The following is a 22330-nucleotide window of genomic DNA, read 5'->3' on the forward strand; positions in this document are numbered from 1 at the left end:
AGACCGGTTCGGCAACCTGGTCATCCCGAAACGGCATGACACGTACGCTGCAGGAGTGAACGATCTCGGACAGGACCTGGAACTGCGGCTGGTGCGCTACTTCACCGTGGTGGCCGCTCACCAGCACTTCGGCCGTGCCGGCGCCGAACTGCACGTGGCCCAGCCGGCGCTGAGCCGCCAGATCCAACGGCTCGAGAAATATCTCGGCACACGCCTGCTGGACCGCACCCCCCAGGGCACCCGCCTCACTCCGGCCGGCCAGGCATTCCTCCCCCGGGCCCACGCCCTGCTGCAGGCCGCCCGCCAGGCCGAGCTGGCCGTGCGGGAACAAGCCCAGACCCAGCGGATCACCATCGGCTACGTCGAAGACCTGGTGGTCACCGCCGCCGTACGAGAACTGCGCCGCCGTTACCCTGCCGCGGAGATCAGCACCCGGCATCTGAGCTGCCGCGACGTCGGGGCGCTGTCCGACAAGCGCGTCGACGCCCTGATCGCACGGGCCCCGCTGCCGCTCGCCGCCGACGACGTGTCCACCACCCCGCTGTACCAGGAACCCCGGATGCTCGTGGTCCCGCACGGCCATCCCCTGGCCGGCCGCGCCTCGGTGACCGCACAAGAGCTGGCCGGCCACGAGGCCGCGCCGTGCGCGTTCGAGACCGCGGAGTGGACCTCCTACCGGATCCTCGGGGCCGGCGTGCCGCCGACCGAGAGCTACTCCGAGAGCTACATCGAGAGCTACGAGGACAAGCTCGAACTCGTCGCGAGCGGCAGCGCGATCGCCGTGCTCCCGGCCGGCGACCGGCGCAGCTCACTGCGTCCCGACCTCGTCACCGTCCCGATCGAGGGCGCTCCCCCCAGCCAGGTCGTCCTGGTCAACCGCAAGGGCGACCCGAATCCGATGATCAGGAATCTCGGCCTGGCCGCCAAGACAGTCCTGACCGCCCCGGCCGCCTGACCGGGACCAGGTGCGATGGCCACGGGTGGCAGGTCTACCAGGGCGTTCGTCCAGCCCGGGGACGACCAAAAGCGCGGCGTCGACGTCGCCTGGCCGCGCGAGCAGGACGCGACCACGGCCGGGTCGCGGGCTGCCCGACCCGGCCACGGTCGGTGCGGCATCATGGCCCGACAAGCGAGGCGCGACCGCTGCCGATGCCGAAGCGCGCCCCGGTGCCCGCCTGCCTGTCGGTGCACTCAGACCCGTACGTGGACACCTGTCGGATCGCACGTCCGACTGTCGACGCCTAGACGACTGGTCTACTCCGGTGCTACGTTTTCTCCATGCCAGCCGCCACGCGCACCACGGACACCCGTCGGATCATCCTCGATACCGCCCAGCGGATCATGGCCCGCAAGGGTTACTCGGCTGTCGGCATCAATGAGGTGCTCGCGGAGGCCGGCGTACCGAAAGGGTCCTTCTATCACTACTTCGCCTCGAAGGACGCCTTCGGTGAGGCGATCCTGAAGAGCTACTTCGCGGACTACCTCACGGACATGGACGGTGTTCTCGCTCACTCCGGCCAGTCGGCAGCCGAGCGGCTGATGGCCTACTGGCAGCAGTGGCGGGAGACGCAGAGCATCGAGGAGTGCCAGGGCAAGTGCCTGGCCGTGAAACTCGGCGCCGAGGTCGCGGACTTGTCCGAGCCGATGCGTCTGGCTCTGAAGGAAGGTACGAGCGCGGTCGTCGACCGTATCGAGCGCACGATCACCAGCGGCCTGGAGGACGGCTCCCTCTCGCTCGACGGTGAGGCCTGCGAGACCGCGCAGGCCCTGTACGACATGTGGCTCGGCGCGAGCGTCATGGCCAAGATCCATCGCAGCCTGGCCCCGCTCGACACCGCCACAGCGGTGACCCGCAAGCTGCTGAACCTGTAACAGCCTCACGTACAGAAAAGGCCCCATACCCGATCCGGTCGTGGGGGCCCCTTTGATCTCTATTAGTAGACTGGTCTACTTACACAAGGAGTGTGTCATGAAGGTTCTGATCGTTCTCACCTCGCACGACGAGCTGGGGAGCACCGGCGTCAAGACCGGGTTCTGGCTGGAGGAGCTGGCGGCGCCGTACTACCGCTTCAAGGAGGCCGGTTGGGAGATCACCCTCGCCTCGCCGAAGGGCGGTCAGCCGCCGCTGGACCCGAAGAGCAACGAGCCCGGCTTCCAGACCGAGGACACCCGGCGCTTCGAGGCCGACCCGGAGGCGACCTACGCACTGGCGAACACCCTGCGCCTCGACGTGGTCTCGGCCGGCGACTTCGACGCGGTCTTCTACCCCGGCGGGCACGGGCCGCTGTGGGACCTGGCCGAGGACACCGTCTCCGCGCGGCTGATCGAAACCACCCTCCGCTCCGGCAGGCCGGTGGGACTGGTGTGCCACGCCCCCGGCGTCCTGCGGCACACCGTCAACGAGGACGGCACCCCGTTGGTCACGGGTAAGAAGGTCACCGGATTCGCCAACTCCGAGGAGGCGGCCGTCCAGCTCACCGACATCGTCCCCTTCCTGGTCGAGGACGAACTCACCAACCTCGGAGGCTTCTACTCCAAGACCGACGACTGGCAGCCCTATGTCCTGCAGGACGGTCTGCTGATCACCGGGCAGAACCCGGCGTCCTCGGCTCCCGCGGCCGACGCCCTGATCGAGCTGGTCAACAAGGGCGGCGTGTGAATGCCTGCGTCGTCATGTTCCGCGAGCGCTTGACCGCCCCCCGGCCGAGCCGGCCCTCTACCCTGGCTCGGCCCGGGCAGGCCACTACGTGACACCCCTCGTCGGATACGGGGGCGATCGAAACCCTGGAGGGTGGGCCGTTCAACGATGTGCTGATTCATGGCTTCCCCAGCATTGCGGACGCGCGGGCCTGATATGAGAGCCCGGCCTACCAGGCAGCGCTGCTCCACCGCCGGCCCGGTGCGGACCGCCGCGTGTTCATCGTCGAAGGAGTCGACGACACCCGGGTCCGATGGGATCGCGGCGCCGGGTCGCAGCGATGGCTTCCCCATACGGATCTGCACCACTGCAGGGGCCCGCCGGGGGTCTGCCGGCGGGCCGCCGCACTCGGGCGGCGGCCCGGGGCTGCCACCGGTGGGCCTACTTGCCCTTGGCGGATTCCTTGAGCTTCGAGCCCGCGGAGACCTTCACGCTGTAGCCGGCGGGGATGTCGATCGGCTCGCCGGTCTGCGGGTTGCGCGCGGTGCGAGCGGCACGGTGGGTGCGCTCGAAGGTCAGGAAGCCGGGGATGGTGACCTTCTCGTCGCCCTTGGAGACGATGTCGCCGACGACATCGGCGAAAGCGGCCAGCACGGCGTCGGCGTCCTTGCGAGTCACCTCGGCACGGTCGGCCAGCGCGGCCACCAGCTCACTGCGATTCATGATCCTGCTCTCCAGTTCTGTGGATCACCCTGGCCATGTGCGAACCGCCCAGGGCACGTCCTCGACATCCTGCCACCGGGGTCTGACAGCGCCGTGGTGCCGGGGACCGGATCTTGGCAGCGGGGCGGGATCTGGGAGGCCCCGCCGGGGATTTCGCGGGGTGCGGTAGCCCTGCGCGCTCGGCCCGAGCGCCCGCGGACGCTCGGGCCGGATGCGCCCTTGTTCGGGTAGGCCTTGATCCGCTGCTCGAAGTCGCAGGTGGCGAGGCCGATCTCCGCCTCGTCCGTGTCGACGAACACCAGCTTCCCCGATCCGATGTTCTTCAGGCACGCATCGGTGCGGGTCTTGCAGTCCTTGCCAGCGGGTTTGTCGTAGCACCAGTCGACCAGCTCGACCGCAGGTGCGAGGGTTGCTGCGGCGGCTGCCGCAGCGGGGGACTTTCCGGCCTTGAAGACGACCACGAAGACCCACCCCGTCGACCACGAACTCATCCAGGCCGCGGTGCACGTCGCGCGCACTCGCTGCCGCGGCGACAACCACGCCATGGCGGCCGCGGCCCGTGCCCGGGACGGCCGGATCGTCACGGCGGTGAACGCCCACCACTTCACGGGAGGCCCCCTGCGCCGAGCTGGTCGTCATTGGCGCGGCAGCCGCCCAGGGCGCGTACGAGCCGGACACGATTGTCGCTGTGGGCGACCGCGACCGGGGGGTTGTTTCTCCGTGCGTCCGGTGCCGTCAGGACCTTCTCGACTACTTTCCCGCCCTCCAGGTCATCGTCGGCGACGACGACCGCCTCCGAACCGTCCTTGTCGCCGACTTGCTGCCTGAAGGCCACGTCTGGGCCGATGACCGGCTCGACGCCGAGTCGACCGCGCCACTCGGCACGAGCTGGCACCGTCGGCCGGCAACAGGGCGAACGTTGTTCGATACGGCACTAGTGTGATGCGGGTCAGGACGTTGGTGACGGCGCATAGTGGTGGGCAAGATTGGTGGCGAGGTCGCGGAGGTGAGCCCTGGCTTCGATGGGGCCGTGCACAGTGATGGCGCTCCCGAACGGCAGTAGTGCTCGCACGTCCTCCAGATGCGTGAAGCGGATCGTTACCTTGTGGCCGGTGGCGGATTCTTCATGGTCATCCGAGACGAGTCGTAGGCCAAAGATCCGTTGCGCTCGCTCGATCTGGGTCTGGTCGAGGGTGGCGCTGACCTCTATCGCATGGTTGTGTTCCCACTGATCAATGAGCGCAGCAGCGACGGTGGCCAGGGTCTGGCTCTCGCGGATCCGTCGTGGCTGGTCGACTTCTTTGCACGTCGTGATCCGTTCGAGTCGGTACATCCGTGGCACTCGGGCACAGTCGGCGACGAGGTACCAGGTGCCGGCCTTGGCGAACAGCCCGTAGGGATCCACGACCACGTCGCGTGGGCATGACTCGCGTGGGCTGTCGTACTCGATCCGTAGCCGGCGACCTCGCCGCACTGCCCCGATCAGCGAAGCCGGAGTCGTGCCGGAAGTTCGTGCCTGATGCCAGGGACGGCTGTCCACGTGCACTACGTCGGTGAGCGGCAGGAGCTCATGAACTCGACGTGGCTGTGTAGCGAGGATCTTGGAGAGCGCGCGCCGGCTTTCGGCCGATGCGTTGAGCTCCGCACGTTGCTTCTCATCCAGCCCGGTGAGCGACAGATGATCACGCTCGCCCGGTGTGAGTCGCGTGAGGTCGGGCCCGGACCCGGGCAGCATGGTCACGCCTCCGAGGCGGCCCCGTTGTGCGGTCACCGGCAAACCGGCGTCGCGGAGCCAGTTCAGGTCTCGGGTGATGGTTCGAAGGGACACCCCGAGCGCTGAGGCAAGTTCCTGTGTGGTCACGGCATCCCTCGATGTGAGGAGCAGCATCAGGGTGAAGAAGCGATCTGAGGTCACACACCAATTTTTTCAGGAATATGCGACACGATGCGGCGCATATTCCGGTCAGGCTGGTGAATGCGTATCTACGACCTGTGAGAAGGAAAGATCATGACCGCATCCGTCGTGTCCATCGTCTACGTGAACGACGCTCCCGCCGCAGCTCACTTCTACGGCGACCTCCTCGGCATGAGCCCCTCGTTCGAGACCCCGGGATACATCACCTTCGGCCTCGGGCCAGGCGCTGACCTCGCTGTGTGGTCTGGCCAGTTCGAGGATCTGTCACCGGACGTCCCGCGCACCAGTGAGGTCTGCCTGGCCATCGACGGTGGACCCGACGAGCTCAACGCGACCTTTGAGCAGTGGAAGTCCAAGGGGGTCACGATCCTGCGCGAGCCTCATGACATGGGGTTCGGGCTGACCTTCCTCGCAGCCGATCCTGACGGGAACCGTATCCGCGTCGCACCGCGGGGCTGAAAGGCCGCAATGCGGCAGGCGCGCACGACAGGTGTCGCGCCTGCCGTCGTCCGACTTCGAGAGGACGACGAGTGCCCCGCGCGAATGCGCCGCTGAGCGTCGAGGGCCGTACCGCCCAGGCCTTCGACGACCCGGACATGTTCCCATCGTGTTCCACACCTACCGCCGGCGTCCCGGCCTCGCACCGGGCGACCCGCGCTATGACGGCCTCGACGCGAAGCTCGCCGAAGGGCGGCCCGTTCATGTGCCCACCGTCACCCTCGACGGCGCGCTGGACCCCTTCCCCCCTCCCGGAAACGGAGCCGCCTACCGCAGCAGGTTCACCGGTCCCTGCTTCCACCGCACGCTGCAGGGCATCGGCCACAACGTGCCGCGCGAGGCGCCCGAGGCGTACATCCGCGCGGTCCTGGACGCTGACCGCATGTGAGATCTCGCCGGCCGAGCGCCTCACCTGCTGATGGCGTGCTCCGAGACGTCCCAGAGGCGCAGTGCCGCCTCGGGGTCGAGGGCATGGTCGACCACGCCGACAGGCTCCGGGCCGCCGTCGTAGGGCAGAGCCTGGTTGCAGTCCTCGAAGTAACGCCCGCCAATTCCGTCGAGCCGGGGTGACGTGGCCACGAACACAGAGGTAGCGGCTCCTTGTGCAGGTGTTTCGTACACAGCCGTCGGGTCCGTGCGAAAGCCCTCGATCACGTTCTCGGGCAGGTGGCGAACCAGGTTTGTCGTGATCCCTCCCGGGTGCAGGGCGTTCGCGGTGATCCCGTCGTCGGCCCAGTGCCGGTTCGCCTCAACGGCGAAGAGCACATTGGCGGTTTTGGACTGTCCGTAGGCCAGCCACGGATCGTAGTCGCGCTCGAGGAAGCTGATGTCGTCGAACACGACGGGCGAGCGCAGATGGCCGCGGGAACTGATCGAGACGATCCGGGCACCGTTCGCGGCCGCCAGGGCGTCGTGGAGGGCGTTGGCGCGTGCGAAATGGCCGAGGTGGTTGGTGGCGAACTGGAGCTCCCAGCCGGACACGGTCCGCGTCAACCGGGTCGCCATGATGCCGGCGCTGTGGATCAGAGCGTGCAGAGGCCTCGTGTCCCACTCGGCGGCGAAGCGTCGCACCGAGGAAAGGTCTGCGAGGTCGAGCTGCGCGACCGTGACCCGGGGGGAGTTGAGTCCGGTGTTGATGTCCTCGGCCACGCTGTGGCCGGCCTGCGGGTTGCGCACGGCGATGAGGACGTCGGCACCGGCACCGGCCCGTGCGCGTGCGGTCTCGATGCCGAAGCCGGAGGAACCGCCGGTGACGATCAACCGTTTGCCGTGGAGGTGGTTCCCGTCGACCACTTCGGCTGCGGTGGAGACTGCGTTGAAGGAGCTGGTGATGAGATCGTGCGTCATGTCGTCCTCCTGTGGTCAAGAGGGCTCAGAAACCGGCCAGGGGCTGCGGCGTGCAAGGGGCTTCGAGGCGTGCCGCCTCCGCATCCGTCAGGCGTAGGCTGAGTGAGCCGATCGCGTCCTGGAGATGATGCGGCTTCCACCGGAGACGACCGCGAAGGCATCCAGGGAGCGGTGACGGCAGCCTCGGCGGCCGACCTGACGATCCTGGTCGTCGGCGACCGTTCCGGCATGTTCGGAGAGGGCACCTCCGGCGAAGGCTGCGATGTCGGCACGCTCACGCTTCCCAGAGGAACTGGTGGAGGCCGTCCTCGGCGCAACTCGTCGTAGCGTCCTAGTCGCCGTCTCGGGTCGGCCGTACGCCATCGGCCGGCATGCCGGGACGGCGGACGCGACCCTTCAGGCCTTTTTCACCGGCGAGGAGGGCGCTGCAGCGCTCGCCGGTGTCCTCTCCGGCCGCGTCAACCCCGCCGGACGCCTGCCCGTACAGATCCCGGGGGACACGGCCGGCCAGCCGGGCACCTACCTCGCACCCCCGCTCGCACTCGAGAGCGACGGCGTGAGCAACATCGACCCCACGCCGGCCTTCCCGTTCGGACACGGCCTGTCCTACTCCACCTTCGCCATCGAGGACATCGATGCGGACGCGGAGACCATTGCGGTCGACGGGTCGGTGGCCGTCCGCACCGCGATCGCCAACACCAGTTTGCGCGGCGGGACTTCGGTCCCGCAGCTGTATCTCACCGACCTGGTCGCCTCGGTCACCCGGCCTGTCCGCCGGCTGATCGGCTTCACCCGGGTCGAACTGGCCGCCGGTGAGAGCCGCACCGTGGAATTCGAGGTCCACGCCGACCTGACCAGCTTCACCGGGCGGGACCTGCGCCGCCGCGTCGAACCCGGCCGCATCGTGCTGACCGTCGCCCAGTCGGCCGGCGACCCCGGCCGGTCCGTGGAGGTGGAACTGCTCGGTGACACACGCTTCGTCGGCCACACCCGGACCATGGCGACCACCGTCACGCCTCTCCCCGGCTGAGCCCATCCCGTTACTTACCCACCCTCGCCATCACAGGAGTCGCACGATGCCCTCAGTCACGCCAACATCCGCCCGCGTCACCGCCCTTGACGGCCTCGCGCCGCCCACCCCCGACGGAGCCCTGGCCCTGATGCCGACGTATTGCGCCTCGTGGCTGAACGTCGCCCCGGACGACCTGATATGCATCAACGACGCCGCCTGCCACGGCCACGTCCGCGACTGGGCCAAGGCCACCGTCCACATCCAGGACATCCTCGAACAGCACCCCGTAACCGCCCGGTTCAGCCGCGACACGGCCGGTATGTGCTTAAGCCTCCTCGACGGCAGCAGTATCCGCAGCTGCCCCGGAGCCCCAGGCGCATAATCGGCTGGCCATTGCTTCCCAAACCAGCGCCCCGTGAGCGTGCCGGCAGCCTGCCTGGGTCGCCGAGGCGAGCTGCCTGGTTCGCTTCAGGATCTTGCCGTGTGCGAAGCAGGAGGTCGGCAGCCGTTCAGCGGGTCGGCTTCCACAGGCGGACGGTCTGGTCGGCGCTGCCGCTGGCCAGCAGGTTGCCGTCCGGGCTGAAGGCCACCGAGTAGACGGCGCCGCGGTGACCGGCGAGGGTGCGGCCGAGGGGTACCGGGCGCGCGGATTGGGTCACATGCCAGAGGCGGATGGTGTGATCGCTGCTGCCGCTGGCCAGGACCCGTCCGTCGGGGCTGAACGCGACGGAGTTGACGGCGTCCTTGTGGCCGGTGGCGGTTCCGAGGAGCACCGGGTTCGCGGGGTCGGTCACCTTCCACAGGCGGATGGTCCGGTCACCGCTGCCGCTGGCCAGCAGGTGCCCATTCGGGCTGAACGTCACACAGTAGACCCGGTCGGTGTGGCCGGGCAGGGCCGCGCCGATGGCCGCCAGGGGGTCGGCTACGTTCCACAGCCGGACGGCGTGGTCGGAGCCGCCGCTGCCCATGACGCTCTCGTCGTGGCTGAACGCTACCGACAGGACGGCATCGGTATGTCCGAAGACGGGTTTGCCGACGAGTTCGGGGTGCGTGGGGTCGGTGACCTTCCACAGGCGGATCGTACGGTCGCCGCTGCCGCCGGCCAGCAGTTCTCCACTGGGGCTGAAGGCGACCGAGAAGACGGCGTCCGTGTGGCCGGTGGCCGGCCGGCTGAGAAGTACCGGTTTCGCGGGGTCGGTCACTTTCAGCAGCCGTGCCTTCTGGTCGGCGCTGGCGTCGGCCAGAAGGCTTCCGTCGGGGCTGAAGACCACGGAATAGACCGTGTCCGTATGACCGGACAAGGGCGCACCGATGGGTTTGGGATGCGTGGGATCGGCGAGGTCCCAGAACCTGACCGTCTGGTCGGCGCTGCCGCTGGCCAGGAAACGCCCGCCTCGTTGGAAGGCCACCGAGTAGACGGCATCCGTGTGGCCGAGGATCGGCTGCCCCAGCGAGGTCATCGCCGCCGTCACCGCGTTCGAGGCCCCGCTGCCCGGCGCATCGGCTTCCCCAGCTGTCCCAGGGCCGCTGAAACGGCTTTTGAGGGTCATGAAGCTGTCGGCAACGGTCAGCCCGACGGCACCCGCGGCGGTCAGCAACATGCGCCGGTCCAGCATCGGCAGTTGTCCGGGAACGGCGGTTTCCAGGACATCCTCGCAGAGCACCTTGGCATTGCTCGGGTGGGCAGCATTGAGACAGAAGAGGAACCGGCGTGCTCCGCGGGTTCCACTGTCCACCGGCTCGGGCAGACCGGCCCTTCGCAACTGGGCCCGCACCGCGAAGAAGACCTGCTCCATGCTCAGATCCGGCTTGGCAACGGTACGGACGCCGTTGCGTACGACCCGCAAGAACGCGTCGGTGAAACAGGTCAGGGTCTCGGTCGTCCTGGCCTTCTTGGTACTGCCGCTGGCCCCGATGACATACAGGCCGTCGTCTGCGTCGGCGTCTTCGTCCGGGTCGGTTTCATCGACGCCGACGAAGTCCAGTGCCTGGAACGTGCCGTTGGACCTGTTGGCGAGTTCGGCGTGGCAGCAGTCCAGGATGATCAGTGTGGTGGGCGGCTGGTGACGGCGGAGGATCTTGGCGAGGTTCTCGTAGAGCATTGCGGTGTGCGGCAACGCATCCCAGTCCGAGTCGGTTTTGCCGAGTGTCAGGGCGAGTTGGCCCTCGTGGGTGCGCACTCCGTGGCCGACGTAATACACCAGCAGCACTTCCCGGGTGTTACGGACCGCATCGAGCACCTTGCGGGCCAGGTCGTCCGGGGACGCCACGTCCACCAGAGACGTGACGCATTCGGTCGGCCATCCGCACCGCTTGCTGGTGAGGAGCTTTGCCATCGCGTTGACACACTCGGCCGCGGGCAGATTCGGGATGCCGGAGTCCTCGTATACGCCGTTGCCGATCAGGATGGCGCGGGCCCACGTCAGGTCACGGTCCACCCAGCAAATCCTCCAGGACCGGCCGTGCCTCTTCGAAGGTGTCGGCGGTGATCTCCAGCCGGACGTTTCCCTGCTGGATCTTCAGGACGAAACCCGGTCTCCTGGACTCCAGCAGCGATTTGACGATCTCCATGAACACCGCGACAGCGCCGCCCGAAGCGCAGGCCACGGTCAGCAGATCCACGACCGAGCCCTGGTATCCGGGCTCCAACAACGCGGGAACTGCCTTCACCACGACCCCGCTGAGGCCTTGCAACTCGCCGTACAAGACATCGAAGTCGTCCGGATCCTCGGTCGAGACCCCGACCGTGCCCACCCGCGCCCCCTTCGTGCTGGCCTGTGCCTGATTGCGGAAGGCCGGTAACCGCGGCTGACGGATACCGGCCGTGTTGTGGTGCACAAAGCCGACGTCTTCACCGGCGGTTCGTGCGCGTCCAGCGAGGTCTGCGACATTGCGCGGACGAGTCGAACCGACTGTAGAACCGTCGTGACCGTTGTACCTGCACAAGAGCGGAACCATGCAGGAACTGCCCGCACATGACCGGGATCCAGTCGTACATGCGAGGCAGCGGCTTGTTTTTGCTATGGGGGACTCGATGCGTGAGGCTTCGGCTGGCCTGGCCCCCCTCGTGAAGCCGCACAGATCACCTGCCGTCCGCGTCAGGTTGTCCAGCGGGCAGACCGCACCGAAGGCCGCGTTTACGGCTCCTGCCTGACCGGCGCATTCGACGCCACCGGCGGCGCCCGCGGGGTGACACTGCCGGCGAAGACGCTATTGCCGCCGTCTACCGATGGCTTGTGAAGAGCGGCCAGATCTGTCCCGACGTGCAGTTTTCCCTCTGGAGTCGGCACGGACCCGGCTGGCCGCAAGACGGCGCCGAGGCCTCAACGCCCCCAAGTTGTTGCGGCCCTTGAGGGCCCGCTGCCGTCGTCCGCAGTTGCCCGGACAGTTGGGGCCTCTACCGCGTCAGGCAGTGAACTCTTCTCGGTAACGCCCCGTGACGGCTCGTGATCTTCGGCAGGTGGCGCGGCCGTGTCCGAGTAGCGAGGTCTACGGCGCCGAGGTGTCCAAGCAGACCGTCTCCACCATCACCGGGCCGAGTTCGTGCCGTTCCTCTCGGTCCGCCTCTGGATCAAGTCCTGTTCATCGCACCGTCGAGACCACGGCCACTACTTCAAGTCAGGCGCCCCGGAGCGCACCGCGCCAGGCTCTGCCAGGCCGAACCTGGAAGCCGTCCGCTACTCCAGCACCGATCGGAAGGCGCGCTCGCCGATGCCGCGCATCAGTGGGTTGTCCGCCGAGTGCGACAAGAAGACCAGGGACAGGGCGAGCGCCCACCCGCGGGCCCGCTCCCAGGTGGCGTCGTCCGCGCGGCCGTACGCCTGGCGCAGGGCGGCACGCTGCTCCGCCGTGAACAGCATCCAGGCCACGGACAGGTCAGCGGCGGGATCGCCGGAGGTGATGTCACCGAAGTCGATCACAGCGCTGATCCGGCCGCGGTCGACCAGGATGTTGGCCGGGTGCAGGTCCCCGTGCAGCCACACCGGCGGCCCGTCCCAAGCACGTGCAGCGGCAGCCGCTTCCCAGATCTGCAGTGCGGTGGCGCGGTCGGCCCGGTCGACGTGCGCCAGCCCGTTCAGGACGCCCTCGGTGCGGCCGGCCAGCGGAATCCCGCGAAACGAGTTGACGGGCGCCTGCGAGGGAGCCGGGACGTGCAGCGCATCAAGAAAACCGCCCAGCGCCGCCGCGGCCGACCAGGGGTCCTCGGGTTCCGACCGCGCCGCGACCAGGCCCGGGAAGAACGGCACGACGCTCCAGGCCCACGGGTACTCAGCCGTCGGCCGCCCGACACGCACCGGCGCCGGCACAGGCAACGGCAGGCGGCCGGCCAACTCCGGCAACCACCGTTGCTCGTGCGCGACGAGCTCAGCGGCCAGGGCGCGCCGCGGCAACCGGACGAGGAACTCCTCGCCCAGCCGACACACAAGGTTGTCCCAGCCGTTGGCCAGCACCTCGACGGGCAGGTGCGCCAGGTCGGGGTGCTGCTCGTCGAGTAGACGGCGGACCAGGTCGACAGAGACTGAAACCTCCGCGGCGGGCATGCGGTGAATTGTCACAGCCAGAACTCTACGGCGGCGGCCCGGCGCGCTTGGGGGGCCGGAAAGGAAAGTGGCTTGGCTGCGCAGGGCGATCACATGATCCGCCGGACAGACCCTGGTCGCACCATCGAAGGGCGACCACGCGAGTCCCGCGTGGGGAGGAGTTGTCGGCCGGGTTGTGGAGAACCTTGCCCGTGCCTGGGGGTTCCCGGATGTGCGCGAGCACACCCGTTCCCCCTGCCCATGCGATCCATGGCTGAGCACGTCAGCGGGTCGGTGCTGTGCCTTCGAAAGAGGTCAGGCCGGTGTCGATGAGGGTGGCTGCGCGGCGGACGTCGGCGGTGACTGCCTCATGGATCTGTGTCGGCGTGCGGGCGCCGTCCAGGTGTTTCCCGAGGCTTTGGAACTGGATGGACCACAGTCCGAGCAGGGCTGTTGCCGCGATCTGAGGTTCCGGATCGGCCGGGTTGCTGCTGGTTCGCTGGGCCAGTGCCTCGGCCGCGGCGGTGACGAGGCGGTCGGTCATGTCTCGGTGGTAGGCCCTCAGCGAGGGCGTGGACCTGGTCAGCGTGCCGAAGCGCCTGATCATGGCGGCGGCGTGGCCGGGGTCGTCCTGCGCGGCGATCCAGGACGTCATGGCGCGCAACTCGTCGGAGAGGATCCGCAGTACAGCCTCGACCGGAGAGTGGTCCGTGTCGCCCAGGCCGGCACGCAGGGCGGCCATGGTGGTCTCGCCTCGGTCCAGGATGAGCGATTCCTTGGTGGGGAAGTAGTTGAATACCGTCTTCTCCGAGACTCCGCATGCCTGGGCGATCTCTGACACGCGGACAGCGTCGAAGCCGCGCTCCAGGAACATTTCGGTCGCGGTGTCGGACAGGCGTTGCCGCAACCGGCGCTTCTTCTGCTCCCGCAAGCCTTCCGTCCCGGGCTCCGCGACCTCCGGATGCCATGCCGTCCAGTCCACCGTGCTCATGCCGTCAGAGTAGTACAGCAGCAGAATATTTACTGCTACTGTAAATTTTCAGTGGCTGTAATTTCTGCTTCTTCGTGACCGCTACAGGAGCACCATGAGCGCCATCCGCATCGTCCGCGACTACCCACATTCCCCCGCCAAGGTCTGGCACGCCGTCACCGACCCCGGCCTCATACCGCTATGGACCGCGACCGGAGCCGGGGCGCACCCGGAAGGATTCACCACCACCGTCGGCGCCCGGTTCCAGTTCATCGCCAAGCCCAAGCCCGGCTGGAGCGGCATCGTCGACTGCGTCGTGCTGGAGGTGGACGAGCCACGGCTGCTGCGCTACTCGTGGACCGACCCCGGCAGTAGCGAGACCACCGAGGTCGCCTACCGCATCGAACCCCATGGCAAAGGAACGCGATTCACCTACGACCACACGGGCTTCACGGGTGTGGGCGGGCTTCTGATGACCCAGATCCTGGGTCACGTCCGGAGGAAGATGCTGAGCGTCGGTCTGCCCGCCGTACTGAACGACCTGAACAACGACGGCGAACTGCGCCCCGGAAGCACTCTCAAGCCCAAGACCTGACTCTCTCGTCGAGCCTGCCGTCAGGTGAGGACGAGGGCTGGCCGTCAAGGTGCCGAAGCGGCCCCGGCAGAACCTGTCGGCAGGGGCCGGCGCCAAGGGTCACCGCTTCTGCGACTGGGCCGTGACCGGGCCGTCATCGGCCTGGTCAAGCCCCGCCCCGGCAGCCATTGGCTGCTGATCCGCCGCAACCGCGCCACCGGTGAACTGGCTTACTACCACTGCTGGTCTCCGGCTCCGGTGTCTTTACACGTCCTTCGACCTGAGCGGGGTGTCGTACGACACGGAGGTGGCCACGGACGGACGGCTCACCGTGTCGGCCGTCGCCGCCAACTCCGGTGCGCGGGCGGCCGCGACGGTCGTCCAGCTGTACGTGGGGCTGCGCACGCCGGGCCTGATCCGGCCGGCCCAGCAGCTCGCCGGGTTCGAGCGGATCGTGCTCGCGGGGGCGAGCGGCGGCGGATCACGTTTCACGGTCTCCAAGGCCAGTGACACCCCAGTTGACACGCCGTACGCAGGGCAGGCGGACTCCTCTCAAAGCGAGGCACGTGCGTTCTCCGCCCGGCTTGACCAAGCTCTGCAATGATCAACAGTCACCTGAGGTGCGGCAAGCCGCGATGGCACTTCGCCGCCTGCTCCCGCCCATGGATGCCTGACGAAGCGTTCGCATGACGTCAATCGTCGAAGTCGACCGCACCTTGGAGCGGCAACGCTGAAGAGCCTTGCTCGGCCAACGAGGCACTACGAGGTTCCGTGGCGTTCGGTGAGCGGTCCGACACCGAGGTCTTCGCGCATCAACTTGCGCATACCGGCGGCTGCTTTGCCGCGTGCCTCCCAACGCGCGCGATCCTCCGGACTGCTGACCGCATCGCCGTCGACATAGCCGTCGCAGATGCGCCGCAGACAGTGGAAGACGCTGTTGGAGGCGCTGACGACGGGGTCGGGTGCGATGAGCCACATGCGTTCGGATGCCGTGGCGATGCCTGATTCCCGGAAGGCTTCGCGCAGCGCGAACGCCCGCTCGTCGTCGGATGGGTGCTCGCGCGCCGCCAGGGCCCGGAGGGTGTCACCGAGGGCCTTCACGGCGGTGGTGTATTGCGTGTAGACGTCGAGCCGCAGCCGAAGAGCGTCCTTCGCATCCTCCCTCTTCCAGCGATTCCGATCCGCGATGAGCGTGGCGACGATACCGATCGCGGCCCCGGCGAGGGTGGAGAGCAGCGGCAACCAAACCATGCGGGCCAGCTTGCGCCATACCGCGGCGCGGCACCAGGTGTGCCCCATGGCTGCCCGGCGATTGATGTTCTACAGAAGCTTGACGTAGTTGAGGATTCATGTGGAGGATCTCTCTCACTGGTACCCGTGCTCGTCCGACGAGGCGCTCGGCATGGTGATGGTGTCCTTCGACCGGAGCCCGCAGACGTACCGTCACTGGCGGCTGAGCACGGACGGGCCGCTCGCCTGGCTGGAGCTGGACGTCGACGAGCGGGGCGGCCTGGTTCCCGGCTACGAGCTCAAGCTCAACTCCTACGACCTGGGCGTGGACATCGTGCTGTACGACGCCGTGCAGCGGCCGCGCGCGGCACCCGTCCGGCGGACGTGCGGGGCATCCCGCTCACCCCGCTGGAGCGGGACATCGGCGACGACGGCCTCGCCCACCGTCACGTGCGCGCCGAGTACGACCGTCCGCTCGGCCTGGTCCGCATCACCGTACGCGGCCCCGCCGGGCCCGGGCCCCGCCCGCTGACGCCGGCGCCCTGCACGCCCAGGGCGCCGACAGCTGGCTGCTGGCCGTCACCCGCGAACTCGACGACCTGATCCTGCGGTTGCGCACCAACGAGATTGAGCTGGGCGCCTGGTTGCTGCGCACCGAGGGCGTCCCCGAGCTGGTCCTCGCCCATGAGCGGGCCGTGCTGGACGCGGCCGCCGCCGACGACTGGCTCGCGCACGAGATCCTGCACTACTACGAACGCACCCTGAAGCGGCTGGACGTCACCAGCCGCAGCCTGATCGCCCTCATCGAGCCGGGCGGCTGCTTCGCCGGGCTGCTCCTGGAACTAGCCCTCGCCTGCGACCTCCAGTACATGCTGGACGGCCCGCCGCCCAAGGATCCCGAAAGCCCCGAGCGGGCGGTCCTCGCACTCTCCGAGGTGATCTTCGGCGCGTTCCCCATGGGCAACGGCCTGACCCGCCTGGAGTCGCGCTTCTACCAGGAGGACGACCATCTCGACTGGCTACGCCAGGAGACCGGTCGGCCGCTGAGCGCCGTACGGGCCCGTGAACTGGGTCTGGTCACCGACGCACCCGACGACCTCGACTGGGACGACGAGATCCGTCTCGTCCTGGAGGCGCGAGCGGCCCTGAGCCCGGACGCGCTGACGGGGATGGAGGCCAACCACCGGTTCGTCGGCCCGGAGACCATCGAGACCAAGATCTTCGGCCGGCTCACCGCCTGGCAGAACTGGATCTTCGTCCGCCCCAACGCATCCGGTCCCGAAGGCGCGTTGCGCCGCTACGGCACCGGCCAGAAGGCGGTCTACGACCGGAAGCGAGTGTGGCCGATGCCGACCACGATCGATTAGGACTCCCGCATCCCGGACAACGTCTCCCTCGCCGACGACCGCCGCCTGCAAAGGGCGTTGGAAGGCCGGCAGCCCAAGTTCCTGCACTGGTGGGGCGAGATGGGCCCCACCCTGGAGAACCACGGGGTGTATCTGCGTACCGCTGTCTCCGTCGGCCGGGACAGCTGGGCCCCCTTCGGCCATGTCGACGTGCCCGACTACCGCTGGGGCATCTTCCTGGCCGAGCCCACGCCCGACCGCCGTATCGGCTTCGGTGCGCACCAGGGCGAGCCGGTCTGGCAACAGGTGCCCGGCGAGCACCGCGCCGACCTGCGGCGCCTCATCGTCGCTTGAAAGCTCACCGGGAGCTCCCGGGGCTCCCTGCGCAGGTAGCGTGCGGGTTGACAGCGTGGGGTCTGTCCGGCGTCGGCGGAGCGTCCTGCTTCACCGGCAAGAATCGTCAACAATTTCGTTGACCAACCTTGCGTTCCGGTAGATCGCGGGGCTACGGTCCTCGCCGTACCGCCCCTGTGAAGCCGCAGTTGCCAGGGGCCAGGTGTGGACCGCGAGCTATGGCGGTGTGCTCCGGGACAGGCGGGCCGAACGGGCCGCCCCGCGCACCGCTGCGACGGTCACTCACCTCGGCTCAGCGATCGAACGGAGACCGAGTATGCGTATGCTCCCCAGACGGTGCCGGTGGAAGTCCACCGCCTTCATGGCCACCCTGGCCGCCGCCCTCGCGCTCGTGACCGGGGTGAGCATCGCCCTCGCCGGTGCGACGCCCGGCAGCGCGTCCACCTCCGGTTCCGCCACGGCGGTCAACGCGGCCACGACCGCCTCCGGCATCGCACCGGCGATGACGTGTTCGGGCGTGGCGTCCCTCGACCTGGCCGCCGCCGTGCCCGGGGTGCCGTTCGAGGTCGGTTCGGCCACGGAGGTCGCAGCGAGCAGCAACGCCCTCGGCAACTGGGGCTACTGCGATGTGCAGGGTGTGATCGCCCCGCAGATCCACTTCGAGCTTCGGCTGCCCGACACGGGCTGGCAGGCGAACTACCTTCAGCTGGGCTGCGGCGGCCTGTGCGGCAGCGTCAACACTGGTAACGCCGCCGCGTCCTACGGCTGTGTCCCGCTGACGGACGGCGCCTTCGTGGTGGGCTCCAGCGACGAGGGCCACTCCCAGGGCGGCGGGCTGTTCTCCACCGACCCGAGCCTGCGCGTCGACTTCGGCTACAAGTCCGACCACCTGCTCGCCCAGGTCGCCAAGATCCTGGTCAAGCAGTACTACGGTCAGGCGGCCACGCACTCCTACTTCGACGGCTGCTCGCAGGGCGGCCACCAGGCCCTGACCGAGGCCCAGCGCTACCCGACCGACTTCGACGGCATCGTCGCCGGCGCCCCCGCCAACGACTTCACGGCTCTGAACACCTTCTCGCACGCCTGGACCGCCCAGTCCGTGTACCTCGACGGCGGCCCGGCCACCATCACCACGGCCGACCTCGCCCCGATCCACGCGGCCGTCCTCAAGGGCTGCGACGCACCGGCCGACGGCATCATCGCCGACCCGCTGGCCTGCACCTGGGACCCGGCGAGCATCCAGTGCAAGGCCGGGCAGACCCCGACGTCCGCCGACTACTGCCTGACCGCCGACCAAGTCACCACGCTGCGCCGCGTCTACTCCGGCCCGACCGACGAGCACGGTCAACTCCTCTACCCGGGCTACCAGTTGCGGGGCTCGGAACTGAACTGGGCCGGGATCATCGTGCCCACGACGGCGACCGGCACCACCGGCGACCAGAACTTCGTGCGCGAGACCCTGCGCTACCAGATCTTCGACAGCCCGCAGCCGGCCCTCACCTACAAGGACATCAAGTTCACGGCCGCCTACTACAAGAAGGTCATGGAGCCCAACGCGGGCATCTACGACGCCACGGACCCGGACCTCACCGCCTTCAAGAAGGCCGGCGGCAAGCTGATCCTCTGGCACGGCCTCGGCGACCAGCACATCCCGGCGGTCGGAACGATGGCCTACTACAAGGCAGTTGAGAAGGTCATGGGCGGCGAGGCGGCCACCACGAGCTTCGCCCGGCTGTTCCTGCTCCCCGGTGTCGCCCACTGCGGCGGCGGCCAGGGCCCGGACAAGCTGGACGCCCTGACCGCGATCACCGCCTGGGTCACCCAGGGCAAGGCCCCCGCCAGCCTGCTGACTTCGACGGTCGACAGCACCGGAAAGGTCGCCTCGTCCCGGCCCACGTACCCCTTCCCGTCCTTCGCCGAGAACACCACGGGCGGCTCGGCCGACGACCCCTCCAGCTACACCGCGGTCAAGTCCACGGCCGAGGCGAACCTGACCCTGAACTGGCTCGGCTCCTTCCGCTCCGGCTACGAGCAGGTCGGCAACTGGATCCACGGCAAGTGGGTGATCAGCAAGGGCAGGGCCTGACCTGATCCCGCCGCCGCGGCCCACGCACCCAGACCCGAACGCGGCCAGACCGCCGGCACCTGTCTTCGGCGGCCGGCCGTCGCCGACACTCATCCTGGCGCCCTGATCTGCCGCGCGGGCCCAAGGACGATGGACCAGCTCGGGGCATCGCCCCCGCTCGGGCTGCACACCGCTGGGCGACGACGGCGGTTACGAGGGGGAGAAGACTGAGGTGACGGACGGCGCGGCGCGAGAAACGATCGGCGGCGGACGGTACCTGCTGATCCGGCAGGTCGCTTCCGGCGGCATGGGGACGATCTGGCAGGGGGTACGGCACCCGCCTCGATCGGACGGTCGCGATCAAAGAGGTGTCTCTGGGCCTGGTACCGCCCAACGGTGACCCGGGTGCACGGCGGTGTGGTCCGGCCCGAGGAGGACCGGGGGAGCCCGATGTCCCGGCCGAACCGCCTGCGGCGGCGCCGCGCCGCCCGTCGCAGAAGGGCGGACGCCGCCGCGTGCGCGGCCCGTGGTCCCACACGCGGCGTCAGGACACGTCTACAGGGTGGGCATGGTGGTCCCGCACTCCTCGTACTACTACCCCGAAGTCGTCGCGGGCGCCCGCGAGGCGGCCGACGCCCTCGGGGTGAAGCTGACCCTGGGTGTCTCCCGCAACGCCTTCGCCGAGGAACGCGCGCTGGTCGCCGACATGGTGCGCGCCGAAGCGGACGGGCTGCTCGTGACTACGGCGGAGGATCCGCGCACCTCCCCCGACACCGAGGCGTGGCTCAGAGGGCTCCCGCTCCCCGTCGTCCTCACCGAACGTCGCGTGAGGCTCGACAGCGGAGCGGCGGAATCCGTCGCCACCGATCACGAGTACGGCGCCCACCTCGCCGTGCGTCATCCGGTGGAGCGGGGCCGCAGCCGTTTACGGACGAAGGTTAGGCTCACGAACCGCCCTCTCGGCGACACCGCGCCGGGACTGACCGGACGGGAGAGCGTCCAGTTGCCGGCGGCGGTAAGGGAGCCGGCGGTGGTGGGCGGCAGCAAGCGGGACCGGCCGGCCGGGGCGTTGCTGTCGCAGCAGGCACGCCAGCAGGCATCCCATTGCGTGATCGCGTTCATCAACGCGGCGATGGCCACGGTGCGCTACGTCCAGCAGCCACACGTGTTCTCACGTCAGGTCATATGGGAGCGGGTCGAGATGATCACGACGGACGTGTAGGGCATGGTGACGTGGCCGCCGAGCAGGTCGATGGCAGTCCCGGCGCTGTCCAGGACCTCCGCCATTTTGTCTGCGGGGAGTTGGGTGAGGCCGCCGAAGGTGGGGAGCTGGTCGAGCCACTCCTGTCGGGAGTAGGTGCGCTCCCAGGCGAAACGCCACTGCTCCGGCTCGCTGAAGCTGCCGGTCCGGCGGATGCCGTCGGCGATCTTCTCGAACAGGGGCTGGTATGCGTCCACGGCCGATCCTCTCAGCAGGCCGGGGTTGAACGGGGAACCGGGGGCGACCCGTTGGAGAGCTTCGGCGAGGGCGTCGATCACCTCGGCCGGGAGCTGGGGGACGTGGTGGAAGGGGGCGAGGCGGCCGCCGGGCCGGAGCACTTGGGCCGCTTTGGCCGCGCCGGTGACGGGGTCCACCCAGTGCCAGGCCGTGCCGGCGACGACCGCGTCGAACTGCCGCCCGGCCGGCTGCCAGTCCTCGAACCTGGCGACCTCGACCTCGACACGGCAGCGTCGCGCGAAGGCGGCCATCCGCTCGTCGGGCTCGACACCGAGCACCGTGCAGCCGACCGCCTGGAATTGCCGGGCCTCGATGCCGGTCCCGGCTCCGACGTCGAGGACGTGCCGACCGGGGCTCGCGGCGACGATCCTGTCCACCAGGGCCTGGGGATACGGCGGTCGGGTGCGGTCGTAGCGTTCGGCGTCCACGCCGAACGACTCGGCCGTCTGCCGGTGGCGGTGGGGCTCGGGCCCGGACCTGTCCGGCTGTCCCTGCGCTAAAGTGGGCATGCGCCCACACTAATGGGCACATGCCCACTTGTTAAGGCGCAGGTGGCGTTGAAAGGGAGACGATGCCGTCAGGGGTGCACATCCACAACGTGCGCGGCCAGTTGTTCGAAGCCGCCGAGCGCGTCCTGCTTCGGGACGGGCCCGACGCGCTGACCAGCCGGGCGGTCACGGAGGAGGCGAACTGTGCCAAGGGTGTGCTGCACCGGCACTTCACCGATTTCGACGCCTTCCTGGCGGAACTGGTCCTCGACCGCGTCCGCGGCGTCGAGGACCGGACCACGACACTGCGCGCGGCCGTCGGCACCGGCAACGTGGTGGACAACCTCACCGACGCACTGCAGGACCTGTTCGGGCCGGTCACCGTCGCAGTCGTCGCGCTCATCACCTTCCGCGACGGCCTGCGCGCCCGGCTGCGGGATGCCGGTCAGGCCGGCATCCCGCTGGCCGTGCACGGCACCGCCATGATCGCCGCATACCTCACCGCCGAGCGGGAGGCGGGGCGCCTGGCCGGCGACGCCGACATCGACACTCTCGCCCCGACCCTCGTCGGGGCCGGGCACCTGCTGTTCGCCGACCGGACAAGCGCCCCACCGCAGACCGCCGCCGTCCGCAAGATGGTGACCACCGTCATCGCCGGTGCCCTGCGACCACCGCAGTCATGACCTGAGCGCCCAGGCCGCACGTCTCCCCGCCGCCCCCTGGAGCCGATAGGCCTCCGGAGCGGGAGCGGACGGGAAAACCGGTGGGGCAGGGTGCGCCGGGGAGGCAGAACCGGGCGGTGGCTGAACTGCTGTGGGACGACGTCAGATGGTGCTTCGACCCCGATCGCATAAATCCCTGCCGGGGCCGCGCGGATGACGTACGGTGGAGACGCCGACGCGGGGTGGAGCAGCTCGGTAGCTCGCTGGGCTCATAACCCAGAGGTCGCAGGTTCAAATCCCGCCCCCGCTACGACCATCCGGCCCCTCCGTGAACCTGCGGAGGGGCCGGAGCCGTGTTCCACGGTGCCGGCGCGGGTGTCACACTCGCGCGGGCGACAGCCGTTGCGGTGATTGACTCTCCCGTCGCCGACCGGGGGCCGTACTCCGCATGGGAGGCGTCGGGCCTCCGGGCATGAGCGCGTCGTCGCAC

The 22330-nt window shown here is 68.9% G+C and carries 25 protein-coding genes, 1 tRNA gene and 2 pseudogenes; 18 read left to right on the forward strand and 10 right to left on the reverse strand.

The genetic code is table 11. From position 1 onward, the window contains the following. The first annotated feature begins 55 nt into the window (after positions 1-55). From ACFY6U_RS06370 to ACFY6U_RS06380, 3 genes are all read left to right on the forward strand, one after another. Positions 56-955, forward strand: coding sequence for a LysR family transcriptional regulator (locus ACFY6U_RS06370; RefSeq protein WP_390035370.1), 900 nt, complete (start codon positions 56-58; stop codon positions 953-955). A 323-nt stretch (positions 956-1278) separates the two neighbouring features. After that, positions 1279-1872, forward strand: coding sequence for a TetR/AcrR family transcriptional regulator (locus ACFY6U_RS06375; protein ID WP_390035371.1), 594 nt, complete (start codon positions 1279-1281; stop codon positions 1870-1872). 97 nt (positions 1873-1969) lie between these two features. Beyond that, positions 1970-2659: a type 1 glutamine amidotransferase domain-containing protein gene (locus tag ACFY6U_RS06380; RefSeq protein ID WP_390035372.1), complete on the forward strand. Its 690-nt coding sequence runs from the start codon at positions 1970-1972 to the stop codon at positions 2657-2659. A gap of 420 nt (positions 2660-3079) precedes the next feature. Here the strand turns inward: ACFY6U_RS06380 and ACFY6U_RS06385 are convergent, their stop codons facing one another. Beyond that, positions 3080-3361, reverse strand: coding sequence for an HU family DNA-binding protein (locus ACFY6U_RS06385; RefSeq protein ID WP_390035373.1), 282 nt, complete (start codon positions 3359-3361; stop codon positions 3080-3082). Then, on the reverse strand, positions 3358-3822 hold the full coding sequence (locus ACFY6U_RS06390) for a hypothetical protein (protein WP_390035374.1): 465 nt from the start codon (positions 3820-3822) through the stop codon (positions 3358-3360). Before ACFY6U_RS06390 ends, ACFY6U_RS06385 begins: the two co-directional genes overlap by 4 nt. Here ACFY6U_RS06390 and ACFY6U_RS06395 point away from each other — a divergent pair. After that, positions 3809-4304 (forward strand): annotated as a pseudogene (locus ACFY6U_RS06395) (cytidine deaminase). The gene ACFY6U_RS06390 and the pseudogene ACFY6U_RS06395 overlap by 14 nt on opposite strands. Before the next feature lie 6 nt (positions 4305-4310). Here the strand turns inward: ACFY6U_RS06395 and ACFY6U_RS06400 are convergent. Beyond that, on the reverse strand, positions 4311-5276 hold the full coding sequence (locus ACFY6U_RS06400; RefSeq protein WP_390035375.1) for a helix-turn-helix transcriptional regulator: 966 nt from the start codon (positions 5274-5276) through the stop codon (positions 4311-4313). A gap of 93 nt (positions 5277-5369) precedes the next feature. Between ACFY6U_RS06400 and ACFY6U_RS06405 the strand changes: the two genes are divergently transcribed. Next, positions 5370-5735 carry a VOC family protein gene (locus ACFY6U_RS06405; RefSeq protein WP_390035376.1) on the forward strand — a complete coding sequence of 122 codons (366 nt, stop codon included), beginning with the start codon at positions 5370-5372 and terminating at the stop codon, positions 5733-5735. 148 nt (positions 5736-5883) lie between these two features. Continuing rightward, positions 5884-6162, forward strand: a complete 279-nt coding sequence (locus ACFY6U_RS06410) for an alpha/beta fold hydrolase (protein WP_390035377.1) — start codon at positions 5884-5886, stop codon at positions 6160-6162. A gap of 20 nt (positions 6163-6182) precedes the next feature. On the opposite strand, the gene ACFY6U_RS06415 is transcribed toward ACFY6U_RS06410, so the two are convergent. Further along, positions 6183-7121, reverse strand: a complete 939-nt coding sequence (locus tag ACFY6U_RS06415; protein ID WP_390035378.1) for an SDR family NAD(P)-dependent oxidoreductase — start codon at positions 7119-7121, stop codon at positions 6183-6185. A 262-nt stretch (positions 7122-7383) separates the two neighbouring features. On the opposite strand from ACFY6U_RS06415, the gene ACFY6U_RS06420 reads away from it, so the two are divergent. Together ACFY6U_RS06420 and ACFY6U_RS06425 are read left to right on the forward strand one after the other, a co-directional pair. Further along, positions 7384-8151 (forward strand): fibronectin type III-like domain-contianing protein, encoded by a 768-nt coding sequence (locus ACFY6U_RS06420; protein WP_390035379.1) that lies wholly within the window; start codon positions 7384-7386, stop codon positions 8149-8151. 46 nt (positions 8152-8197) lie between these two features. Next, positions 8198-8515: a hypothetical protein gene (locus tag ACFY6U_RS06425; RefSeq protein ID WP_390035380.1), complete on the forward strand. Its 318-nt coding sequence runs from the start codon at positions 8198-8200 to the stop codon at positions 8513-8515. Between the two features lie 127 nt (positions 8516-8642). Here the strand turns inward: ACFY6U_RS06425 and ACFY6U_RS06430 are convergent, their stop codons facing one another. From ACFY6U_RS06430 to ACFY6U_RS06445, 4 genes are all read right to left on the reverse strand, one after another. Continuing rightward, on the reverse strand, positions 8643-10571 hold the full coding sequence (locus ACFY6U_RS06430) for a caspase family protein (RefSeq protein ID WP_390035381.1): 1929 nt from the start codon (positions 10569-10571) through the stop codon (positions 8643-8645). Further along, entirely contained in the window at positions 10561-10887 is a 327-nt protein-coding gene (locus ACFY6U_RS06435) for a hypothetical protein (protein ID WP_390035382.1), read from the reverse strand. The genes ACFY6U_RS06430 and ACFY6U_RS06435 overlap by 11 nt, the downstream gene beginning before the upstream one ends. A 923-nt stretch (positions 10888-11810) precedes the next feature. Beyond that, on the reverse strand, positions 11811-12674 hold the full coding sequence (locus tag ACFY6U_RS06440) for an aminoglycoside phosphotransferase family protein (RefSeq protein WP_390035383.1): 864 nt from the start codon (positions 12672-12674) through the stop codon (positions 11811-11813). A gap of 262 nt (positions 12675-12936) precedes the next feature. Then, the gene (locus tag ACFY6U_RS06445) at positions 12937-13644 is read right to left on the reverse strand and encodes a TetR/AcrR family transcriptional regulator (protein ID WP_390035384.1); all 708 of its coding nucleotides are present in this window, start codon (positions 13642-13644) and stop codon (positions 12937-12939) included. 94 nt (positions 13645-13738) lie between these two features. On the opposite strand from ACFY6U_RS06445, the gene ACFY6U_RS06450 reads away from it, so the two are divergent. From ACFY6U_RS06450 to ACFY6U_RS06460, 3 genes and pseudogenes are all read left to right on the forward strand, one after another. Next, a complete protein-coding gene (locus tag ACFY6U_RS06450) occupies positions 13739-14218 on the forward strand; it encodes an SRPBCC domain-containing protein (protein ID WP_390035385.1) in 480 nt (159 codons plus the stop codon). A gap of 37 nt (positions 14219-14255) precedes the next feature. Then, a pseudogene (locus tag ACFY6U_RS06455) lies at positions 14256-14473 on the forward strand (IS701 family transposase); the annotation flags it as partial. Positions 14474-14486: 13 nt separating this feature from the next. After that, entirely contained in the window at positions 14487-14801 is a 315-nt protein-coding gene (locus ACFY6U_RS06460; RefSeq protein WP_390035386.1) for a fibronectin type III-like domain-contianing protein, read from the forward strand. Positions 14802-14956: 155 nt separating this feature from the next. Here the strand turns inward: ACFY6U_RS06460 and ACFY6U_RS06465 are convergent, their stop codons facing one another. Beyond that, the gene (locus ACFY6U_RS06465) at positions 14957-15496 is read right to left on the reverse strand and encodes a hypothetical protein (RefSeq protein WP_390035387.1); all 540 of its coding nucleotides are present in this window, start codon (positions 15494-15496) and stop codon (positions 14957-14959) included. A gap of 52 nt (positions 15497-15548) precedes the next feature. Here ACFY6U_RS06465 and ACFY6U_RS06470 point away from each other — a divergent pair, with 52 nt between their 5' ends. From ACFY6U_RS06470 to ACFY6U_RS06490, 5 genes are all read left to right on the forward strand, one after another. Continuing rightward, positions 15549-15959 (forward strand): hypothetical protein, encoded by a 411-nt coding sequence (locus ACFY6U_RS06470; protein WP_390035388.1) that lies wholly within the window; start codon positions 15549-15551, stop codon positions 15957-15959. A gap of 79 nt (positions 15960-16038) precedes the next feature. Continuing rightward, entirely contained in the window at positions 16039-16794 is a 756-nt protein-coding gene (locus ACFY6U_RS06475) for a hypothetical protein (protein WP_390035389.1), read from the forward strand. A gap of 57 nt (positions 16795-16851) precedes the next feature. Beyond that, a complete protein-coding gene (locus ACFY6U_RS06480; RefSeq protein ID WP_390035390.1) occupies positions 16852-17127 on the forward strand; it encodes a hypothetical protein in 276 nt (91 codons plus the stop codon). Between the two features lie 316 nt (positions 17128-17443). Further along, the gene (locus ACFY6U_RS06485; protein WP_390035391.1) at positions 17444-19213 is read left to right on the forward strand and encodes a tannase/feruloyl esterase family alpha/beta hydrolase; all 1770 of its coding nucleotides are present in this window, start codon (positions 17444-17446) and stop codon (positions 19211-19213) included. Positions 19214-19760: 547 nt separating this feature from the next. After that, a complete protein-coding gene (locus ACFY6U_RS06490; RefSeq protein ID WP_390035392.1) occupies positions 19761-20414 on the forward strand; it encodes a hypothetical protein in 654 nt (217 codons plus the stop codon). Here the strand turns inward: ACFY6U_RS06490 and ACFY6U_RS06495 are convergent. Next, the gene (locus ACFY6U_RS06495) at positions 20369-21199 is read right to left on the reverse strand and encodes a class I SAM-dependent methyltransferase (RefSeq protein ID WP_390035393.1); all 831 of its coding nucleotides are present in this window, start codon (positions 21197-21199) and stop codon (positions 20369-20371) included. The genes ACFY6U_RS06490 and ACFY6U_RS06495 overlap by 46 nt on opposite strands. A 62-nt stretch (positions 21200-21261) precedes the next feature. On the opposite strand from ACFY6U_RS06495, the gene ACFY6U_RS06500 reads away from it, so the two are divergent. Both ACFY6U_RS06500 and ACFY6U_RS06505 read left to right on the forward strand, forming a co-directional pair. After that, positions 21262-21861 (forward strand): TetR/AcrR family transcriptional regulator, encoded by a 600-nt coding sequence (locus ACFY6U_RS06500; protein ID WP_390035394.1) that lies wholly within the window; start codon positions 21262-21264, stop codon positions 21859-21861. Between the two features lie 215 nt (positions 21862-22076). Beyond that, positions 22077-22150: transfer RNA gene (locus ACFY6U_RS06505), tRNA-Met, on the forward strand. Positions 22151-22330 lie beyond the last annotated feature (180 nt).

This window comes from Streptomyces sp. NPDC013157, assembly GCF_042899865.1.
Classification (GTDB): Bacteria; Actinomycetota; Actinomycetes; order Streptomycetales; family Streptomycetaceae; genus Streptomyces.

Coding starts and splice junctions, on each gene's coding strand:
- ACFY6U_RS06385 (WP_390035373.1), bottom strand. CDS start 3,361: ATGAATCGCAGTGAGCTGGTGGCCGCGCTGGCCGACCGTGCCGAGGTG.
- ACFY6U_RS06465 (WP_390035387.1), bottom strand. CDS start 15,496: ATGGGGCACACCTGGTGCCGCGCCGCGGTATGGCGCAAGCTGGCCCGC.
- ACFY6U_RS06445 (WP_390035384.1), bottom strand. CDS start 13,644: ATGAGCACGGTGGACTGGACGGCATGGCATCCGGAGGTCGCGGAGCCC.
- ACFY6U_RS06415 (WP_390035378.1), bottom strand. CDS start 7,121: ATGACGCACGATCTCATCACCAGCTCCTTCAACGCAGTCTCCACCGCA.
- ACFY6U_RS06490 (WP_390035392.1), top strand. CDS start 19,761: ATGGTGGTCCCGCACTCCTCGTACTACTACCCCGAAGTCGTCGCGGGC.
- ACFY6U_RS06420 (WP_390035379.1), top strand. CDS start 7,384: ATGTCGGCACGCTCACGCTTCCCAGAGGAACTGGTGGAGGCCGTCCTC.
- ACFY6U_RS06405 (WP_390035376.1), top strand. CDS start 5,370: ATGACCGCATCCGTCGTGTCCATCGTCTACGTGAACGACGCTCCCGCC.
- ACFY6U_RS06500 (WP_390035394.1), top strand. CDS start 21,262: ATGCCGTCAGGGGTGCACATCCACAACGTGCGCGGCCAGTTGTTCGAA.
- ACFY6U_RS06450 (WP_390035385.1), top strand. CDS start 13,739: ATGAGCGCCATCCGCATCGTCCGCGACTACCCACATTCCCCCGCCAAG.
- ACFY6U_RS06380 (WP_390035372.1), top strand. CDS start 1,970: ATGAAGGTTCTGATCGTTCTCACCTCGCACGACGAGCTGGGGAGCACC.
- ACFY6U_RS06440 (WP_390035383.1), bottom strand. CDS start 12,674: ATGCCCGCCGCGGAGGTTTCAGTCTCTGTCGACCTGGTCCGCCGTCTA.
- ACFY6U_RS06425 (WP_390035380.1), top strand. CDS start 8,198: ATGCCCTCAGTCACGCCAACATCCGCCCGCGTCACCGCCCTTGACGGC.
- ACFY6U_RS06495 (WP_390035393.1), bottom strand. CDS start 21,199: ATGCCCACTTTAGCGCAGGGACAGCCGGACAGGTCCGGGCCCGAGCCC.
- ACFY6U_RS06485 (WP_390035391.1), top strand. CDS start 17,444: ATGCGTATGCTCCCCAGACGGTGCCGGTGGAAGTCCACCGCCTTCATG.
- ACFY6U_RS06375 (WP_390035371.1), top strand. CDS start 1,279: ATGCCAGCCGCCACGCGCACCACGGACACCCGTCGGATCATCCTCGAT.